We start from the raw sequence: 19,729 nt of genomic DNA, 5'->3' as shown, positions 1-19,729 counted from the left end.
CGCGCCGGCCCCCGACCGACGGATCAGCCCGCCAGCCGGCAGCCCAGCGCAATGGACAGCAACTTCGATTCCTCATCGTCGGCGCGACTGGTCAGCACGCAGGGCGCCGTGGTGCCGACCACGGCGGCGGCCACGCGCGCGCCGGCCAGGAGGGTCGCCGACTTGTAGAAGACATTGCCGGTCTCGATGTTCGGGAACACCAGGATGTCGGCCAGGCCGCCCACCGGCGAATCCAGTTCCTTGATGCGGCAGGCCTCGGGTGAAATCGCCACGTCGAGCGCGAGCGGCCCGTCGACGATGGCGTCGCCGAAGCGGCCGTCCAGCGCCAGGCGCCGGATCTCGTCGGCTTCGACGGTGGCCGGCATCTTGGCGCTCACCTTTTCCGTCGCGGTGACCAGGGCCACCCGCGGCCGCGCAATTCCGAAGCTGCGGGCCGCATGCAGGCAGTACTCGATGATCTGCAGCTTCGCCGCCACGTCCGGCTGCGGGATGATGGCCACGTCGGCCACGAAGAGCAGCCGCGGCAACCTGGGCAACTCCAGCACGGTCACGTGCGAGAGCACGCGCCCCGGCGGCAGCAGTCCCAGCTCGCGGTCGAGAATCCGCTTCATGTAGTCGCTGGTCGCCACCAGACCCTTCATGAGCACGTCGGCCTGCCCGGAACGCACCAGCGCCACCGCACGCGCGGCGGCGATCGACGGGTCGGCCTCGTCGATGACGGTCACGCCCTCCGGCAGGGGTCCCAACATGGCGGCCATCTCGTCCAGGCGCCTCTTGTCGGCCACCAGCGTCACCAGGGCGATGCCCTCGGCGGCGGCGCGCATCGCGGCCTCCAGCGTGTTCGGATCGTGGCCGGCGGCCACGGCCAGTCGGCGCGGTGCGGCGCCTTTCAACCCGCTGAGCAGATCGTCGAGCCTGGTGATGGCGGTCATGCCTTGGCCTCCGGGGCGGGTTCGTACTGCTTCGCCTTCTCGCGCCCGCGCACCACGCGCAGGGCGCCGCGCACCAGCGCCTGCATCTCGTTCTCGCCGGGATAGGCCGTGACACCGCAGCCGAGCGCCGAGACGCCGCGGCTGATGTCCGCCACCAGGCGCTCGCTGCGGGCCATGCCGCCGGTCAGCAGCACCCGGTCGACGTGGGCGCCGTCGAAGGCCGGCAGCAGCCCGGTGATCGCCTTGGCGATCTGGTAGACCATCGCCTCGTAGACGTGGCGCGCCTCGTCGTCGCCGGCGTCGATCCGGCGCTCGACTTCGCGGAAGTCGGCCGTGCCCAGCAGGTCCAGCAGCCCGCCGCGCCCCTTGTTCAGCTTGAGCAGCTCCTCGAGCGTGTAGCGCCCGCTGAAGCACAGGCGGATCAGGTCGCCGGTCGGCTCGCCGCCCGAACGCTGCGGGCTGAACGGGCCCTCGCCGTCCAGGCCGTTGTTCACGTCGATGTAGCGCCCCTTGGCATGCGCTCCGACGGTGATGCCGCCGCCCATGTGGCAGACGATCAGGTTCAGGTACTCGTAGAAGGTCTCATTCTCGCGGGCGTAGCGGCGCGCGGTCGCGATCTGGTTCAGCGCGTGGCTGATGACCTTGCGCCGGATGGCCTTCATGCCGGTGACCCTGACGCGCTCGGGCGCCTCGTCCACCACCACCGGATCGACGATGAAGGCAGGCTTGCCCGTGCCTTCGACCAGCTCGCGCGCGATCAACGCGCCCAGGTTCGAGGCGTGATCGGGGCCATGCCCGTTCAGCAGGTCGTCGCGCATGCGGTCGTTCACCACATAGGTTCCGTGCGGGATCGGCTGCAACAAGCCCCCGCGCCCGGCCACGGCGTCGAGGTCGTCGACCGACAATCCGTGCTCGGCCAGCACGCGCAGCACCAGTTCCTTGCGCATGCCGTACTGCTCGACGATGCGCTTGCCCTCGAACGGCTGCAGATCAGCGGCCGGATGCTCGATCTCGCGCGTGAACGTCTCCAGGTCGCCCTCGTAGAGCGCGATCTTGGTCGACGTCGAGCCGGGGTTGATCGCCAGGATCCGGTGGCGCGGGAAGAACGTGTCCTTGGGCGTCCGCTGCCAGTGCCCAAAGCGGTGCAGGCGCAGCGTGCAGGCCTTGATGGCCACGGCGGCGTCAGCCGCGGTGCTGTCCATCGGCAGGTCCACGCCCTGGAACCGGAGGCCGAACATCACGCTGAACTTGCGCGCCTCGGGATAGCGCGTGGCATACAGGTGGAAGAGCAGGTTGCCGGTGTCGAGGTTGGGCACGATCAGCACGTTGGTGCCGCCCACGAAGGCCGTTTCCTGCCCGCGCCGGTACAGGTGCGCCGCGCGCTGCGAGAGCGCCACGCTGATCTTGACCTCGCCCTCGATGTGGATCGAACGGTAGCGCTCGCCCAGCGCCGCGCGCTCGGCCAGGATCTGCGGCACCATCGCTGCCGCCTTGCGCACCAGCTCCGGGCTGGGTCCCTCGTCCGAGCCGCGGTTCGAGTACGAGACCATGGCGCCGTTGATGACGGGCAGCACCTCTTCCGGGAACAGGTCGCGCGCCACGGCGCAGGTGCCCACGGCAACATGCGCCAGCGCCTCGGGCGTCATCGACGCGTTCACGCCGACATCGCCCACGACCAGGATGTTGTGCGGGAAGATGCCTTCCGGATGGCTGTCCGGCAGCACGAAAACGCCGGCCTCGCTCAGCACGTCCTGCTTGGCCAGCAGCCGGAGCATGGGACGGAAGAAGTCGTGCGGCTCGTGCGTGATGCCGCCGACGACGATGTCGGCGTGCCCCTGCCTGACAGCCATGATGCCGAAGCGCGCCGGGTCCGACATCAGCTCCCGCGCCTCGGCCAGGTTGTCGGTGCGACGGATCGCGCGCGGCAGTTCGGTGCAGGCGCGCGCGAACTCGTCGACCAGGTCGGTGCGTTCGCGCACGTCGACGAACGCGCTCTCGGCCAATGTGAATTCGATGCGCGTGGGATCCACGTGGCGCAGTTCGCTGTGCGCGACGGCCTTGACCGCCATCTCCGAAGCCAGGAACACGGGGCGGATGAATCGCGGCAGGCGGCACGCCGCCTCGATCACGCGCGGATCCGTCGCCTCGACGAAGACCACGGCCGGCCGGTGTCGCCCGAGAGCCAGGATCTGGGTGTCAAGGGAGGCATCGATGTCGTACATTGGCCTTCTCCTGCCTCGTCGGCCCGCTGCCGGGCGGTAGGATGGACCGCCACGGCGGTCGATATTAATTTAACACCCAAAGTGGCCTCTATTCCGGAGCTTGGCAAGGACGTCGTGACCCGCCCCTCCCCGGACAACTCCTCCCTGCCGCCGGCGCCGCCGCCCTTCGCCGAAGGGCTCGAGCGCGTCGAACGGTACGCCCCGGACGGCGTCGCGCGCTGGCTCCTGGTCGACGTCGCCGCCCAGCAGCTCCACCTCATGCACGGGAAGACGCCGCTCGACAACTGGCCCGTTTCGACGGCGGCCGCAGGCGTGGATGCGCGCGAGGGTTCGGGGGGCACGCCGCCGGGGGTCCACCGCATCCTGCAGCGCATCGGCCAGGGTGCACCGCCCGGGATGGTCTTCGTGAGCCGGGAGGCCACCGGACGGGTGTGGCCGCACGACCATGATTCCGGCGCCGACGGCGTTGGCTGCGGCAGCGATGCGCACTCCGCCGACCTGATCCTCACCCGCGTGATCACCCTGGTCGGGCTCGAGGACGGCGTCAACCGCGGTCCCGGGGTGGACTCGGCCGAACGCTACATCTACCTGCACGGCACCAATGCGGAAGAGCGCCTGGGCACACCCTGCTCGCACGGTTGCGTGCGGCTGGCCAACGCCGACGTCATCACGCTCTTCGACCTGGTGCGGGAAGGCGATCCGGTTGTCATCCTCTGAGGTTCCCACGAACGGTTCGCGGCTGCACTTCGCCGGCGTCGGCGGCAGCGGCATGAGCGCGCTGGCCCTGTTCGAGGTGCTCCGCGGCGCCGGCGCCAGCGGCAGCGATCGCGCCTTCGACCTGGGGCAGCACCCCGACCTGCGCGCACAACTCGAGGGCGCCGGCGTGGTCATCGTCCCGCAGGACGGCTCGTTCACGCGCCCCGAGTTCGGGCCATGCTCGGGCCTCGTCGTCTCCACCGCGGTCGAAGATCAGGTGCCGGATGTCGCGGCCGCACGCGCGGCCGGCATCCCGATCCTGCACCGCTCGGAGCTGCTGGCGCAGCATGTCGCCTCGCATCGCAGCATTGCTGTCAGCGGCACCAGCGGCAAGTCGACGGTCACCGGCATGATCTACACGATCCTGCGCGACTGCGGGCTTTGTCCGGGCCTGCTCACCGGCGGCGCGCTGGCCGAACTTGTCGCGCGCGGCGAGACAGGCAACGTGGCAGCCCCCGGGCCGGCGCCCGACGGCGGCCAGCCGTGGCTCGTGGTCGAGGCCGACGAGAGTGACGGCAGCCTCGTGCGCTACGAACCGTGGCTGGGCGTGGTGCTCAACCTGGGCCTGGACCACAAGCAGCCCGACGAGATCCTCGCGATGTTCCGCACGTTCCGCGCCCGCACCCGCGGGCCGTTCGTGGCTGCCGCCGACGAGAACCTCGCCGATGTCCGGCTGGGTGCCGTGCTCTTCGGCGCCGAACCGGACGCCCGGGAGGCGGCCTTCCGCGCCGTCGACATCGCCTTGGCGCCGGCCACGGCAGCGTTTCGCGTGGGAGCTGATGCGTTCACGCTGGCCCAGCCGGGGCGCCACAACGTACTGAACGCAACGGCCGCCATCGCCGCCTGCGCGCAGGCCGGACTGCCTCCGGCCGATATGGCCGCCCCGCTGCGCGCCTTCGGCGGCATCTCGCGCCGATTCCAGAGCGTGGGCTCCGTCGGCGGCGTCGAGGTCATCGACGACTTCGCGCACAACCCCGACAAGCTGGCCGCCGCGCTGGCCACGGCACATGGCCGCCTGGCGCCCGGGGGCCGCGTCCTGGCCGTCTTCCAGCCGCATGGGTACGGCCCGACCCGATTCCTCAAGGCGGCGCTGATCGACGCCTTCAGCGCGCACCTGGACCCGGTTGACGTGCTGTGGATGCCGGAGATCTTCTTCGCCGGAGGCACCGTCACGCGCGACATCTCATCGGCGGACCTGGTCGCGGGGATCGCACACCGGGGACGCGACGCCCGCTTTGAAAAGGAACGAGCGCGCCTCGCGTCGCTGATCGCGGCGGAGGCGCGCCCGAAAGACGTGGTGCTCGTGATGGGTGCCCGTGATCCGTCCTTGACCGCGTTCGCCCACGACTGCCTGTCTGCCCTCGCAGGGCGCCGCTAGCGCCGGGCCCGGCCCCCGCACAGGTGGGGTTCAGGGGTCGGCGCCCCCGTCAGTTCCGCTACCGTGCGCAACAGGTCGTCGCGATCGATCGGCTTGGTGAACGTGCAGTGCACGCCGAAGCGCTTCGCCCAGTCGAGGTACTCCTCGGGGCTGATGCGCCCGCCGCCCGAGATGGCGATGATCTTCACGTCGGCACTTTTCAGCCGCAACTCCTGGATTGTCTCGATGCCTTCCTTCTCCGGCATCACGATATCGGTGATCACCAGGTCGTGGCGTGCGGGGTCGAACCGGGCGACGGCCTCGTTGCCGTCCGCCGCGGTATCCACCTCGTGACCGGCGCGCTCGAGCGTCAGCCGGAGGATCCGACGGATCTGCTCTTCATCATCCACAACCAGGATCCTGGGCATGGCGGCCTTCCCTTGGGGCGAGGACGCGGCTGACGGTCATGAGGTCCGTCCAGTCGCCAGACTTTTGATTATTTGCACTATTCGACCGCGGCGCCATCAACTTAAGCCTCAAAAATCAGAAGATCTTGTGTTGCAGTATCAAAAAGGGCGGCCCGACCGGGCCGCCCCTGACTCCCCGCCGGCAGGCACCTGCCGCCGCTAGTGCGCCTTGCGCTTCGCCTGCCAGACCATGCGGACCCCGAGGAGCACCAGTGCCAGCGGCCACCAGTCCTCGATCCAGTCCAGGGGCACGTCGAAGTTCAGGTCGAGGATGATCAGCATGCCGATGCCGATCATGATCACCCCGCCGAACATCGAGCTCCGGGGCTTCGGCAGCGGGAACTCGTCCGGGAACTGCTCGGGGCTGAGCCCGGCCGCGACCCGGTTGAGGTGATGGGCGCGGCGGTTCGCGTCGATCATGTTGTACATGAAGAAGAACGCCATGCCCAAGGCGATGAACGGCTCGATGCCTTCCAGCCGGTTCGAGCTGAGCGCCGTGATGCACCCGGCGAAGATCGCCATGTTGGTGAAGCCCTGCTGGTAGTAGCCCAGGTAGATCTGGCCCAGGCCGGGCATCATCGAGAGGATCGTCGCCAGCGCCGGCGACCGACGCGGCCGATCCCAGTTCCCCGGGACATACCCGGGGGTGGTCGCGCCCTGCGGCGGCGCACCGTACGGCTGGCCACCTTGCGTCTGGGCACCCTGCGCCCCGTAGTTGTCGTTCATGTCGCTGCCGTTCATGTCCCGCTCCTTTCACTCTTCCGTCGTCGGTTCATCACCATGCCACCAAAGGGTCCAGATGCGGCGCGAGGCGTCGATGGCCCCGAGTGCTTCGTAGCCCGCCTCGCTGAGGCGGCGATTCTCCAGTTCGCGCAGGGCCGAGCCGGCGTGGGCCGCGGCCTGGTTGCGGGCTTCGGCCGTGCGTACCAGGCGGGCGTCGAAGGCGGCATCGACACCGCTCCACTGCGCGGCGAAGGCGGCCTGCGCCTCGGCCATCTGCGCATCGACCCATCCAGAAACGGACGCCGTGCCCGGCACCGCGGACGGACCAGCCGTCATCAGCTTCAACGCCGCGCCCGGCACTCCGCGCAGGGGCGCGCCCGGCACCGCGGTCAGCAGCACCAGCACCACGGTGGCTGCATAGGCTGCCTGTGACGCGAAGCCGGGGGTCAGGACACGGTCGCCCCACCAGCGGCCGAGGCGGTCCATCAGGCCCGGCAGGCCGCCCGGACGCGCGCTTGGCGCCGGCATGGCCAGCCGCTGGCGGCGCGAGGTGCGCGCCAGCACGGCCTCGGTGAACCCGGGGCCCGGATCGACCACCGCCAGCTGCGGCAGCACCGGCCCGGCCCAGCCCATGGCAACGGCCAGCGAACGGCACGGCGCGCAGTGTTCGAGGTGCGCCTGCACCAGCTGCCGATCGAGTTCCGCCAGGAGGCCATCGTTCAGGTCGGGCAGCAGCGATTCTGCGCGCGCGCACGGCGACCCGCTGGTGCGGGCCAGCACGTTGCGCAGGAACAGTTCGCGGTCGCCACGACGGTCGTTCACGACACCGCCTCCACGCCCATGGGGCCGCCCGCGGGCCCGCCTTCCAGTTCCACGATCGCGCGCGCCAGTTCCACGCGCGCCCGGCTGCTGCGCGACTTCACGGTGCCCAGCGGCAGGTCGAGCAGGCCGGCGATCTCCTCCAGGGGCAGCCCCTGGATATCCTTGAGCACGATGATCTCGCGATTGATGTCGCTCAGCCTCTGCAGTCCCCGGTGCACCAGCTTCTGGCGCGAGGTGCTCAACCACTGCTGCTCGGGATCGGCGGCGTTCGCCGCCAGCGAGTTCAGCTCGTCGGCCGGGATGTCCTGGCGCGGCGGCCGCGCCTTGCGCCGGCGCAACTGGTCGATGCAGGCGTTGCGCACGATGCGCGTCAGCCAGTGCTCGAAACGATCGGGTTCGGTGCAGGCGTCGAGCGAGCGATAGACGCGGACGAAGATCTCCTGCGCGATGTCGAGCGCCTCGTCCTGGTCGCCGAGGTAGTGCCACGCGATGGCGCACACTTTTCCCTGATGCGTTCTCACGAGCACCTCCCACGCCAGTTCGTCGCCCGCCTGGCATCGTTGCAGCAGTTGTGCCTGGTCCATCCCGCTTCCGGTCGGCTGCGGTCCCGCCCCATCGCGGCCCGCCTGTCTGCACCCATCAGCCCACAGACGCACCGACTTCGTCAATGGTTCGGTGCTGGATCAAAAAAAGGGGCGCCCCCGCCGCCGGCGGGGACGCCCCAGAGCCAACTGATTGGCCGGTCAGCCGATAAGCGTGCTGGCCATGTAGACAGTGACCGCCAGGCAGGCCAGGCCCATGGCCCGCTGGGCCGGTGAGCGCAGGCCGGTCCGGACACCGCCCAGGACCCTGTTGACCGGGTGCAGGCGCGAAAGGTCGGCAATGACCGGCGGCCGTTCGCGGTCGTAGAGCGCGAATCCGGCCGAGAGCCGGGGGTCGCGCGGGGCCAGGTGCTTGGCCTTCATCAGGTAGCGGTAGCCTTCTTCCAGGCGCGAACCGCGCAGGTGGATGTATCCGAGCGCGATGTACCCGGCTGCCGACTTGGGGGCCAGCCGCACCGACTGCTGGGCCAGCTTCTCGGCCGTCAGGAAGCGCCCGCCGTCCTCGGCGGTACAGACGGCCAGGCCGGCCAGGGCTTCGTGGTCGCGCGGGTTGTCGTCAATGAGACGGCGGAAGCGCGTTTCCGCCTCGACGATGTCGCCTTCCAGCATCACGCGGTAGGCGGCCTGTACAGCCGGGCTCGCGAACATGTCGACCGTGAAGGTCCCGCCGCGGAATTCCAGGAGATGACTCAGCTCGCTCATGCCTTTTACCTCATCGGGCAGATTACCCTTCCGCTTGCCGCGGTGTCTCGAATTGCCCTGCCCCCCGTTACCCGTCGTTCCCCGCAAGCCCCCGCGGGTCCTTGCGTACCCAGGATGTGCATGGCAGGGGCCGGAATCGGTGAAATCCGCATCGGGCACGCCGACCGACTGGAATCGCGGCCGGTCGTTTGCCATAATGGCGGGAACGACCGGAACCATCAGGCCACCACCAGCTGCCGGAGAGCCGCCATGATCCAGCGCAAGCCGCTGCGCGAGGATGTCCAGAAGGAGATCCTGGCCCGACTGATCGACCAGCGCCTGGTGCCCGGTGCGCGCGTGAACGAGTCGCACCTGTCGGCGGAACTGGGCGTCAGCCGCACGCCCCTGCGCGAGGCCATGCTGGGGCTGGAGGCCGCGGGGTTCCTGGGCAGCGATGTCGGGCGTGGCTTCCTGATCCCGCCGCTGGTATCGACGCCCTTCCGCGAGGCGCAGCAGGTGCTGGCCCGGTTGGCGCCGCTGGCGCTGGTGCTGACGCCGCCCGTGCCGCAGCGCCTGATGGACCTGCAGAACCTGATCGGCCGCGCCCGCCTGCGGGCGACCGCGCCCCCGTTCGAGCGGGCCGCCGACCTGGCGCCGCTGTCGCAGCGCTGGTCGCTGCTCCTGCTCGACGGTTGCCCGAACCAGACGCTGCAGCGGGACATCGCCCGGCTCGAGGCCCTGTCCGTGCGCGGCTGGCGCGAGGCGCTGCGCCGCGGTTTCGAGCCGACGGTGCCGCTGAATTCCTGGAACGCCATCTATGAGCAGGTGCGATCGGGTCAGCGCGAGACCGCAGCGGCGGCCTGGGGCCGTCATCTCGAGACGTTCGGGATCGAGGCGGCGCGGTTCCTGCCCGTAGCTGCCGCCGCGGAATCGGCCAACGGCTGATTCGGGCCTGAGCTGAACCTGATGCGACCGCCGGTTCAGCCGCCCTTGCGGTGCGCCAGGCGCGCCGCGAAAACCCGGCCTCCCGTCTCGTCCGTGAAGCGTCCGGCAAGCTGCGCCTCGTAGCAAAGGTCCAGCAGCCTGCCGAAATCAGGCCCCGGCTCCAGCCCCAGCGCGATCAGGTGCCTGCCCAGCACGATCGGCGCCGGCGGCCCCGTCTCGATGGCCAGGCGACGGGCCGTCTGCAGCAGCCAGTCCCCCGCCGGGTAGCCGTCGTCCGGGAGCGGCGGTCGCCCCAGCGCGTCGGCCCGGGCCACGCGCACCAGCCGGTCGATGCGGCCGACCCTGACCGCCAGCCGCCGGATCGCGGCATCCGAGGCCGACGCCTTGTGCAGCGCGCTCGGGCGCATGTGTTCATGAACCAGCGCCACCACCTGCTCCACCAGGGCGCGACTTTCGGTGAGCCTGCCGAGGAACTCGCGTGCACGGTCGCCCCCCAGGCCCTCGTGCCCGTAGGCGCGGACACGGCCATCCACGGTTTCGGTCGTGCCGGGCTTGCCCAGGTCGTGGCAGAGCACGGCCAGCCCCACAACCAGGTCGTCGGCGCGATCCCCGCTCAACTCGCCCGCAAAGACATCCAGGCTGTGGCCGGTGTGGGTCCAGACATCGCCCTCGGGATGCCAGCGCGGATCCTGGGGACAGCCGCGCAATGCCGCCAGTTCGGGGTAGTAGTCCAGCCAGCCGGTGTCGTTCAGGAAGCCGAGGCCCAGCGAAGGTCGTCCGCCGCAGGTCAGCAGCTTTTCCCACTCGCCGAAGAGGCGCTCGCGGGCCAGGCCCTCGGGCGTCATGCGCCGGCACGCCGCCACCGTGGCGGGGTCGACCGACAGCTCATAGCGGCTGGCCAGCTGCATGCCGCGCAGCACGCGCAGGGGATCCTCGGCGAACGCCTCCGAGGTGTGGCGCAGCCGTCGCGCCGCGAGGTCGGCAAGGCCGTTCCAGGGGTCAGCCACCTCGCCCGTCAGCGGATCCAGATAGACGGCGTTGATCGTGAAATCGCGGCGCGCCGCGGCCAACGGCAGGGGCAGGTGCGGGTCGGCGTGGATCTCGAAACCGCGGTGGCCCACCCCGCTCTTGCTTTCCCGTCGCGGCAGGCCGACGTCGACGGGACAGTCGCGGAGCTTGAAGATCCCGAACGAGCGACCAACCAGGTCCAGCGCGAAAGTCGGCTCCAGCAGGGCCCGTAGCGCCTCCGGCTCGATTCCGAACACTTCCAGGTCGGCGTCCGCCGGGGCCAGTCCCAGGGCGCAATCGCGCACCGTCCCGCCTACCAGCCAGGCGCGGCCCCCGGCCCGGCCGACCTGCTCGCAGACGGCGGCAACCGTCGCCCCCAGCGCCGGCCCCAGCCGCGAAACCTCCGGTTTCCGCATATCCAACCTGCAGACCTCCGCTTCCGGGGCGGCGCCCCGACCTGCCGGTGAGGATACCGCCCGCCGTCGCCGGAGGGAACAACCTCATGACCCCGCCGCAATTTGGCTCAACAGGGGGCCTCGGGGGCCGATATGGATTGCGGCATGGCGGACCGTCCGGTCTGCCGACGCGGATTCATGGAGGATCGCGATGTCCACGAGGCGAGTGCTCAATCTTTCCCTGGCTGCGGTCGGCCTGCTCATGCTGGCTGCCGTCGGCTATGTCGGTCTCACGCGGCAACAGGGCGGCGCCACCGCCGTGCAGCTCGAGGTCGCCGCGCGCCAACAGGTGCTCATCGGTGCGCTGGTCGTGCAGGCCGATTCGCTGGCAAACGGCACGGGCCGTGACGAGGTGCTGGCCGCACGCATGGCCCTCGGGCGCACCCTGGTCAGTTTCGACCAGGGCCTGGGCGCCCTGCTCGCCGGCGGCCAGGTGCCGTTCGACGACGGCCATGCCCGCCGCGTCGCCAAGGTCACCGACGCCACGGCGCGGCACGCGCTCGAGCAGGCCTCGCAGGTGTGGCTCGAGACGGGCATGCCGCTGGGCGACCTGGCCGCGGGCCAGTATTCGGCCTACAGCGCCGCCGGCCAGAAGGCCCTGGCCGGGCTGCACACCAACCACACCGTCCTGGCGCAGCGCCTGACCGAAGCCACCGACGGCATCCGGCGCGGTGCCGCCCAGCGTGCGACCCTGGCCGGTTACGCCGTGTGGGCCGCCGCCGGGCTGGGCGTGGCGGGTGTCGTGCTGCTGGTGGTGCGCAAGTTGCCGGCACGCCGGAAGCGGGACAACGCTTCGACGCCGGGCTCCGCTGCGCACAAGGGTACCCGTACCGGCATGGGCGCGGGCGACGAGGTCGCGATGCCCGAATACGCCTCGGCAAACCCGCTTCGCGCCCCTCGCCCCGGGCGCGCGGCGCCGTATGCCCCGGTCATCGATTTCGACAACGTCAACGCCGCCGTCGACCAGATGTCCGTCGACATGAACAACATCGCCGGCAACACCGAGAAGATGCGCCAGGCCATCGACTCCGTCGGCTTTGCCCTGCAGGGCATGCTCTATTCGCTGAACGAGATCGCGCAGGACACGGCCGAGGGCTACAAGATCGTGCGCAATGCGAACAACGCGGCCTCGTTCACGGCCGAGGCCGCCACCGAGCTGGTGGATTCGGCGCGCGAGATGAGCCGCATCGTCGGTCGCGTGACCCAGCTGGCCACGCGCACCCGGCAGATCGCATCGCAGATCGACGGCGAAGCCATCCACACCGGGCGCACCGGCGAAGCCTTCACCTCCGTCGTCGCTCAGGAGGTCAAGGGCCTCGCGCAGCAGACCAACCGCGCCACCAGCGAGATCGACCAGACCGTGAACGACGTGCTGGCAACCGCGCGGCAATACGAGGAAGCCATCGGGCAGATCATCAAGAACGTGGCGGCCATCAACAAGGTCTCGCAGAACCTGGGCCAGTTGATGCTCGATCCGCCGCGCCGCGTGCAGGCCGTAGCCCCGGCCGAACCGCTGCCGCTGCCGACCCCTGCCGTTGCGCCCGTGGCCGCGGCACCGGCGCCGCAGCCGGCGCCCGCACCGGCCGCGCGCATCGACGACGACCCGGTGGCGCCCGAGCCGACGCCGCGCGAGGTCGCGCACGCCACGGCCGAGGCGATCGCCGCCGCGGCCCAGCCCGCACCTGCGCCGGCCGCGGTCCCCGCGCCTGAACCGCTGGCGCCCCCTGCCGCGGCCGCGGCACCGGCCGCCGTTCCGACCCCGGCAGCCGACCCGGTCGCGGCAGCGCCCAAGGTGGACAACGGCAGCAACGGCAACGTGTTCATGCTCGGCAAGCCGCGCCGGAAGCCGTCGGTGGCCGAGGTGCTGGGCACCGATGCGCCGGCGGCTCCGGAGGCTGCGCCGCCGCTCGTGAAGGCTCCGGATCTTGAAGTGGCGGCTGCGTCGACACCGACACCGGCACCGGCGCCGGCGCCTGCGGTCGCGGCGTCGCCCGAACCGGTTGCGGCTCCGACCCCTGCCGGACCTGCCACGCCTCAGGCTGACGGCGGCAGTAACCGGAACGTGTTCCTGCTGAACAAGCCGAAGGCGGCCAAGCCGGCGACCCCGTCCGAGACCGCAGCGCCGGCGGCGCCCGACCCGACCACCGCTGCGGCTCCGGCAGCTCCGGCGGCTCCGGCCCCGGCGGCCCCGGCAGCGGCCGAGCCTGCCGGAGTCAGGCGACGCCGAACCGGGCGGCTCGAACATCTTCATGCTCAACCGGCCGAAGAAGAAGGCGCCCGTCGCTGCCGATGCGGCGGCGCCGGCGCCGGCGACGGCAGCCGAACCGGCCGCTGAACCCGCGGCTCCCGTAGCGGCCACCGTCCCGGCCGACGGCGGTGCTGAACCGCCGAAGAAGAACTTCATCATGCTCAACAGTCCCAAGAAGCCGAAATAGACCGTGCGCGCTGCGCGCGGGTTGACAGAAGCGGAGCACCGGGTCAGGCTGTCCTGGCCCGGTGCCGCGTTTCCAGTCCCTGCTTTCGGGAGCCCGCATGAAGCCAGACGAGTTCCGCCTCCACGCACACGAGGTCGTCGATTGGATCGCCGATTATCTCGAGCATGCCGATCGCTATCCCGTGTGCAGTCAAAGTCGCCCGGGCGACCTTCTCGCCGCGCTGCCGGCATCGCCGCCTGAAGAGGGCGAATCGATGGCGGCGATCCTGGCGGACTTCGAACGCGACGTGATGCCGGGCGTGACCCACTGGAACCACCCGCGATTCTTCGCCTATTTCCCGGCCAACAACAGCGGCCCCTCCATCCTCGGCGAGATGCTCTCGGCCGGACTCGGCGTCAACGGCATGTTGTGGCAGACGAGCCCGGCCGCGACCGAACTCGAGCAGCGCATGATGGCCTGGCTCGGGCAGCTGATCGGACTGCCCGAGGGGTTCCACGGCGTCATCCACGACACGGCCTCGACCGCCACGTTCTGCGCGCTGGTCTGCGCACGCGAGCGGACGACGGGGTTCGAGGCCAACCGCGCCGGGCTTGGTGCCGCCGGAACCGGCGCCGCCGGCAACGGCGCGCTGCGCATCTACGCATCGCGCGAGGCGCATTCATCGGTGCTCAAGGGAGCGCGACTGGCCGGCTTCGGCGCCGACAACGTTGTTGCCGTGGACCTGGACGCCGAGCGGCGCCTCGATCCCGCCGACCTCGAGCGCCTGATCGCAGCCGACACGGCGGCCGGCCTGCGCCCCTGCGCGGTGGTCGCCACCGTGGGCACGACCGGTTGCACCGCCATCGACCCGCTCGCGGCCATCGGCCCGGTTTGCCGACGTCACGACGTCTGGCTCCACGTCGACGCGGCACTGGCCGGCACGGCCGCGATCCTGCCCGCGATGCGCTGGATCCTCGACGGCGTCGAACACGCCGACTCGCTCGTCTTCAATCCGCACAAGTGGCTGCTGACGAACTTCGACTGCTCGGCCTTCTATGTGCGAGATCCCGACCACCTGCAGCAGGCCATGGCCATCCACCCCGAGTACCTGCGCACCACGCGCGACGCCGAGGTCGTCAACTACATGGACTGGGGCGTGCAGCTGGGTCGACGCTTCCGCGCCCTCAAGCTGTGGTTCGTGCTGCGCAGCTACGGTGCGCGCCGGTTGCGCGAGATCGTGGCCGGTCACCTGGAACTGGCCCGCGAGTTCGCCGGCTGGGTCGACGCCGCACCCGACTGGGAACGCCTGGCTCCGGTGCCGCTCAACACGGTCTGCTTCCGCTGGCGCCCCGCCGGGATCACCGACCCGGCAACGCTCGACGAGCGCAACGCCGCCCTGATGGCGCACGTGAACCGCGAAGGCACGATCTACCTGACCCACACCAGACTCGATGACGTCACCACGTTGCGCCTGGCGATCGGCCAGCGCGCCACGCAGCGCGAGCACGTGCAACAGGCCTGGGACGCGCTGCGCGCGGGAGCCAGAGCCCTTTCCAAAGGAGTGGCCGATGATGCCGACTGAGCGACGCCTGACGACGCGGGCCGGATGGCCCGTGCTGCCTCTCCTTCTCCTGGTGGCGGCCTGCGGAGGGCGCGAGGCGGCTACGACGACACCGGAATACGTGGCGGAAGTCGATGCCTGGCATGCGCAGCGCGTCGAACGGCTGCGCAGCGACACCGGCTGGCTGACGCTGGTCGGCCTGCACGAACTGGATCCGACACGCGTAAACACCGTCGGTTCCGATTCGACCGCATTGGTGCGCCTGGTCGACAAGGCGCCGGCCCACGTGGGCGAACTGGCCTTTGTCGGCGGCCGCTGGTCGTTCTCCGCGGCGCCGGGCACCATGGTGACCCTGGCCGACTCAGCCAACGCCCCGGTCACGGCCCTGACGCTCGCCACCGACCATGACGGCCCTGCCACCACGCTGGCCTGCGGATCATTGCTGTTCTTCGTGGTGCAGCGCGAAGGCGCGTTCTTCGTGCGCGTGAAGGACCGCGAATCGGAGACCCTGCGCAGTTTCCAGGGCATCGACCGCTATCCTGTCGATGCCCGCTGGCGCGTGACCGCGCGCCTCGAGGGCGGCCCCGGCACGGTCAAGGTGCCCAACGTGCTCGGTCAGGAGTCCGACGAGCCGAGCCCCGGCACGCTGGTCTTCGAGCTGTCCGGCAAGGAATACCGCCTGTCGCCGACCGGCGCGCCCGGCGAGGAACTCTTCCTGGTCTTCGGCGACGCCACCAACAACCACGGCACCTACGGCGGCGGCCGCTTCCTCTCGGCCCCCGCCCCCGCCGCCGACGGCACGGTCGTCCTCGACTTCAACCGCGCCTACAACCCGCCGTGCGTCTTCACCCCATACGCCACCTGTCCCCTGCCCGGCAAGGCCAACACGCTCCCCGTCGCCATCGAAGCCGGCGAAAAATCCTGGGGCACCCATTGACTCCAGTTGTCGATGCCACCCGCACGCAGTGGCAAGACACGCGGGGCTGACCGAATCCGACGCTGTCGCTGTTGCCTAGCAGAGACGCCCGTAGAAACAACGATCCCGGACCAATCCGCAGCCCCGAAGGGGCGAGGACAGGTCCGGGATCGTTGTTTCTACGGGCGTCTCTGCTACGCCGCCGCGTCCCAGCGTCGATTGCGGTCCACGAGCCCCGCGATCCCGATGAGCACCGCCATGATCACGACGCCGATATACACCCACGCCGGTACCGACATGGGATCACCGGCCGCGTAGCTGTGCAGCCCCGACAGGAAGTAGTTCACGCCGAAGTAGGTCATGACCACCGAACTGACGGCCGCCGTGCTGAGCGAAGCGTTCAGCCACACCGAACGCATCGCCGGCATCCAGCGGAAGTGCAGCACCACCGCGTAGACCAGGATCGTGATCAGGGCCCACGTCTCCTTCGGGTCCCAGCCCCAGTAACGGCCCCACGATTCGTTGGCCCAGACGCCGCCCAGCAGCGTGCCCACCGTCAGCAGGCCCAGGCCCGCGATGGTCATGTGCTTGTTGATGTTGTCGAGCGTGCCGATGGCCTCGCGCACGTTTTGCCGTCCCTGGCGCTTGGTCATCAGGAGGATCAGCGTCAACATGCCGATCAGGGCCGAGAGCCCCAGGAAGCCGTAACTGGCGGTGATGATGGTCACGTGGATGTTCAGCCAATAGCTGACCAGCACCGGCACCAGCGGGCCGATGGCCGGATCGAAGGTCGACAACATGGAGACGCCCAGGATGATCGTCGTCAGCAGGCCGCCCAGCGAAGCCGGCGCCCCCAGGCGGTAGACGAACTCGAAGATAAGGCCCGCGAGCGCCACCGCGAGCGAGATGAACAGCAGCGATTCGTGCCCGTTGCTGATCGGTGCGCGACCCGAGGCGATCCAGCGCAGAACGTAGGCCGTGACCATGCCGACGAAGGCGATCGCGTACATCGCCACGCCGGCGGTGTAGAACGGGTTGCGGAAGCTGAGCCGATGGCTGCTGTTCCGGAACAGGTTCCAGATGTAGACAGCCATCAGGACGACGAAGGTCCCCAGGAGCGGCAGCATCATCCACGAGAACAGGTGCGAGCGGTTGTAGAACAGCTCGGCATTCAGGCGCTTGGTCGGCGGCAGCACCTTGGCGCCGTACTGCTGCTGCAGCGAGGCGACACCCGTGATGCCGGCCATCACGCTGGCGTTGTCGCCGGTCTGCAAGCCGCGCGACAACGCTTCGAAGGCAGCGCCGTACTGCTGCTTCTGGGCGGCATCAAGCCGCGGCGTGGTCTGGGCGATGTCCTGCCAGGTGTTGTTCGCATCGCCGGGAATCGGGAACACGCGCAGTGTCGACCCGCGGAAGGTCATGTACAGCATCTCGAAGCGCTCATCGAAGCTGATCAACTGCCGCTGCAGCTTGGAGCGTTCGCGGTCCGGCGTGCGATGGGCCTCCTCGACGGCTTCGGTCAGCTTGTAGCGTCCCTGCGCGTCGAACAGGCTGGCGGCCGAAACGTGCTTGATCGAGGCATCGACGCCAAGCAGCGACTTCAGGCCGGGGTGCTTCACCTGGATCAGCGGCTTGTCCCACCAGAAGTTCGCATTCAGCGACCAGCTCAGGTACTGGTCGACCGGCTCACGGCCCTCGAACTTGGTGCGCTTGGCGACCTTCATCACCATTTCGCGCGCCATCGTGTCGAGCGGCTTCATGCGGCCGTTGAAATCCTGGATGATGAGCCGCGAGGCCGCCTCGCGCGCGGGGTCGGACAGGGCCACGAACCCCGTCGTGCTCACCGCGTGGTTGTGGCCCGAGTGGTCCGTGCCGTCGTTCGGGTCGTGCGCCTGGGCCAGTGCCGAGCGCGGGGCCACCAGCGCCAGGGCCAGCAGCAGGCCGGCGCCCGCGACAACCGCCGCACTGCCGCCGGTCGCCTTCCGCGACTTCACCGGGAACAGCAGGTCCTTGAGGATGATCAGCAGGAAGCCCAGCGAGATCATCCCGTAGCCGATGTAGGTCGGCAGCTTGCCCGGGTCATGGTTGACCGAAAGCACGGTGCCGCGCCGATCACGATCGTACGACGACTGGAAGTGCTTCGTACCCCGGTGGTTCATCGGGCTGTTCATGAAGATGTGCACCTTCCTTCCGCTGACCCCCATCTGCGGGTCGTCCAGCGACACGAAGCTCTCGTACGTCGCCGGGTTCTCGCTCCCGGGATAGGTCTGCAGCACGAAGTCGTCGAGCGTGACCGTGTAGGGCAGCTTGACGATGCGCGGACCATACGACAGCTCGAAATTGCGACCACCCGCCTGCACGGTCACCGGCCGCTCCTGCTCAATGCAGATGACGTTGGCCAGGTCGGCGCCCGCCGCATCGCGCAGCACGACGCGCGCAGCCGGCGGATCATTGCCGTCCTGGCTGAGTGACGGCGCCTTGACCACCGAACTGAAGGTGGCTGTCGGCACCAGGCCGAAATCGTTCTCGGTGTTGCGGTAGAGCATGTCCTTGACCACGTCGAACACGACGCCGGCCGGGATCTCGTTCTCCCCTGACTGTGTCTGCATGTTCGCCGCGGTCAGCGGGAACGAGGCGCGCCCCTGCACGCCCGTGGTGCCGCCGCGCGTGAACTCGACGCCGCGATTGACCTGGTAGACCAGGTCCAGGTCGGCGAAGGACTCCTCGGCGCCGCTGTGGCCCATCGAGAAATCGGGATGGTAGGCGAACAGGATCCGCTCGCCCTTGCGGCCGTCGGGCGCCGTGATCGCGACACGAACCATCGGGTTGACCATCGGCCCCTCGGCGTTCGCGACGCCGCCCACAGTGAACGACGTCTGGAACTCGGTGACCTGGAACTTGTGCCCGCCGCAGGTCACGACCGGATTGCCTTCCGGCTGCACCGGGAAGGCACAGGTCTCGCCGCCAATGCGGAGCCGCAGGTCGCCGTAGCGCGAGGTGGCCATCGCATCACCGAAGGGCGTCGTCAGGAAACGCGCCTCGGCCTGGCCGATCATCGCGCGGTCCCCTTCGATCAGCATGCCGTCGCTCATCTGTCCCTCAACCAGCACACCGTACTGCAGGGCCGCCGGGCCGCCGGGCGCCGCAGTCCACGCTTCGGTGAAGTGCGGGAAGTACTCCGTCACTGCGAGCGTGTACTCCTGCCCGCCGAGCGTGATCTTCTGCTTGTGGTTGTTCGTGCCCGCCTGCCACAGGCGCACCTTCATGTCGGCCGACTGGCCGTCACTCGTGGCGGTCACATGCTTGTGGTTCGAATAGATGAAGTCCGAGCTCGCGCCTTCGCGGATGCTCATGATGCCTTCGTAGCCGAAGTAGCGCGTGATGGCGGCGCTCACGAGGATCAGCACGATCGAGACATGCACGAGCATGAACCCGTACTGACGCGGCCGGTACGGCCAGCGCCGGAAGAACAACAGCCCGAGGCTGATACAGAGCAGTGCGAGCACCGCTTCGAACCAGAAGGCGTCGTACACCAGGTCGTACGCGCCGTCGCGGCCGACAGCGGATTCGATGAACGTGCCCTTGGCCGAAGCAAAGGCGACCACCGCCATGAGGAACGCGCTGAGCTTCAGCGACGACAGGAAGGCGATGACCGGGTTCTTGAAGAAACCTTTCACGGTGACCATCCAGGGTTGCGGGTGACCGCGGCACGCGTGGGATGCAAGCCTCGTACAGCCCGTCCAGGGTCGTGCGGTGCGCGCCAAATATAACGAGCGCTTGCCGTTGCCGCCGAAAAATCCGACCGGACCCGATGGCTATCTGCATTTAGCCTTTGGTCCGTGCCGTGCGTGCGGGAAGCGGCCACCCG

General features: G+C 69.5%; 15 protein-coding genes. 6 read left to right on the top strand and 9 right to left on the bottom strand.

The window, feature by feature from the left end; all coding sequences use genetic code 11:
• Positions 1-23: 23 nt before the first annotated feature.
• Together IPG61_10840 and buk are read right to left on the bottom strand one after the other, a co-directional pair.
• Positions 24-932, bottom strand: a complete 909-nt coding sequence (locus IPG61_10840) for a phosphate butyryltransferase (protein ID MBK6734568.1) — start codon at positions 930-932, stop codon at positions 24-26.
• Positions 929-3,154 carry a butyrate kinase gene (gene buk / locus IPG61_10835; GenBank protein ID MBK6734567.1) on the bottom strand — a complete coding sequence of 742 codons (2,226 nt, stop codon included), beginning with the start codon at positions 3,152-3,154 and terminating at the stop codon, positions 929-931. The genes IPG61_10840 and buk overlap by 4 nt, the downstream gene beginning before the upstream one ends.
• Before the next feature lie 258 nt (positions 3,155-3,412).
• Here buk and IPG61_10830 point away from each other — a divergent pair, with 258 nt between their 5' ends.
• Positions 3,413-3,871, top strand: coding sequence for a L,D-transpeptidase (locus tag IPG61_10830; GenBank protein ID MBK6734566.1), 459 nt, complete (start codon positions 3,413-3,415; stop codon positions 3,869-3,871).
• Positions 3,858-5,288: a hypothetical protein gene (locus tag IPG61_10825; protein MBK6734565.1), complete on the top strand. Its 1,431-nt coding sequence runs from the start codon at positions 3,858-3,860 to the stop codon at positions 5,286-5,288. Before IPG61_10830 ends, IPG61_10825 begins: the two co-directional genes overlap by 14 nt.
• On the opposite strand, the gene IPG61_10820 is transcribed toward IPG61_10825, so the two are convergent.
• The 5 genes from IPG61_10820 to IPG61_10800 all read right to left on the bottom strand — a co-directional run bounded on the left by IPG61_10820 (position 5,285) and on the right by IPG61_10800 (position 8,583).
• Positions 5,285-5,695, bottom strand: coding sequence for a response regulator (locus tag IPG61_10820; GenBank protein ID MBK6734564.1), 411 nt, complete (start codon positions 5,693-5,695; stop codon positions 5,285-5,287). The genes IPG61_10825 and IPG61_10820 overlap by 4 nt on opposite strands.
• A gap of 198 nt (positions 5,696-5,893) precedes the next feature.
• Positions 5,894-6,475 (bottom strand): hypothetical protein, encoded by a 582-nt coding sequence (locus IPG61_10815; GenBank protein ID MBK6734563.1) that lies wholly within the window; start codon positions 6,473-6,475, stop codon positions 5,894-5,896.
• 12 nt (positions 6,476-6,487) lie between these two features.
• Positions 6,488-7,279: a zf-HC2 domain-containing protein gene (locus IPG61_10810; GenBank protein MBK6734562.1), complete on the bottom strand. Its 792-nt coding sequence runs from the start codon at positions 7,277-7,279 to the stop codon at positions 6,488-6,490.
• Positions 7,276-7,863, bottom strand: coding sequence for a sigma-70 family RNA polymerase sigma factor (locus IPG61_10805; GenBank protein ID MBK6734561.1), 588 nt, complete (start codon positions 7,861-7,863; stop codon positions 7,276-7,278). Before IPG61_10805 ends, IPG61_10810 begins: the two co-directional genes overlap by 4 nt.
• 159 nt (positions 7,864-8,022) lie before the next feature.
• Positions 8,023-8,583 carry a tetratricopeptide repeat protein gene (locus IPG61_10800; GenBank protein ID MBK6734560.1) on the bottom strand — a complete coding sequence of 187 codons (561 nt, stop codon included), beginning with the start codon at positions 8,581-8,583 and terminating at the stop codon, positions 8,023-8,025.
• A 249-nt stretch (positions 8,584-8,832) separates the two neighbouring features.
• Between IPG61_10800 and IPG61_10795 the strand changes: the two genes are divergently transcribed.
• On the top strand, positions 8,833-9,507 hold the full coding sequence (locus IPG61_10795) for a GntR family transcriptional regulator (protein MBK6734559.1): 675 nt from the start codon (positions 8,833-8,835) through the stop codon (positions 9,505-9,507).
• Between the two features lie 35 nt (positions 9,508-9,542).
• Here IPG61_10795 and IPG61_10790 read toward each other — a convergent pair whose 3' ends face one another.
• Positions 9,543-10,931: an HD domain-containing protein gene (locus tag IPG61_10790; GenBank protein ID MBK6734558.1), complete on the bottom strand. Its 1,389-nt coding sequence runs from the start codon at positions 10,929-10,931 to the stop codon at positions 9,543-9,545.
• A 190-nt stretch (positions 10,932-11,121) separates the two neighbouring features.
• Here IPG61_10790 and IPG61_10785 point away from each other — a divergent pair, with 190 nt between their 5' ends.
• From IPG61_10785 to IPG61_10775, 3 genes are all read left to right on the top strand, one after another.
• Positions 11,122-13,305 (top strand): hypothetical protein, encoded by a 2,184-nt coding sequence (locus tag IPG61_10785; protein MBK6734557.1) that lies wholly within the window; start codon positions 11,122-11,124, stop codon positions 13,303-13,305.
• Positions 13,306-13,502: 197 nt separating this feature from the next.
• Positions 13,503-14,966 carry an aminotransferase class V-fold PLP-dependent enzyme gene (locus tag IPG61_10780; protein ID MBK6734556.1) on the top strand — a complete coding sequence of 488 codons (1,464 nt, stop codon included), beginning with the start codon at positions 13,503-13,505 and terminating at the stop codon, positions 14,964-14,966.
• Positions 14,953-15,882 (top strand): DUF1684 domain-containing protein, encoded by a 930-nt coding sequence (locus tag IPG61_10775; protein MBK6734555.1) that lies wholly within the window; start codon positions 14,953-14,955, stop codon positions 15,880-15,882. Before IPG61_10780 ends, IPG61_10775 begins: the two co-directional genes overlap by 14 nt.
• A 173-nt stretch (positions 15,883-16,055) precedes the next feature.
• Here the strand turns inward: IPG61_10775 and ccsA are convergent, their stop codons facing one another.
• Entirely contained in the window at positions 16,056-19,538 is a 3,483-nt protein-coding gene (gene ccsA, locus IPG61_10770; protein MBK6734554.1) for a cytochrome c biogenesis protein CcsA, read from the bottom strand.
• Positions 19,539-19,729: the final 191 nt, after the last annotated feature.

It is taken from the genome of bacterium (genome assembly GCA_016703265.1).
In the GTDB taxonomy this organism is placed as follows: Bacteria; Krumholzibacteriota; Krumholzibacteriia; order LZORAL124-64-63; family LZORAL124-64-63; genus CAINDZ01.
Note: the sequence above shows the minus strand (reverse complement) of the source record. Positions and strands in the feature narration are given on the sequence as shown.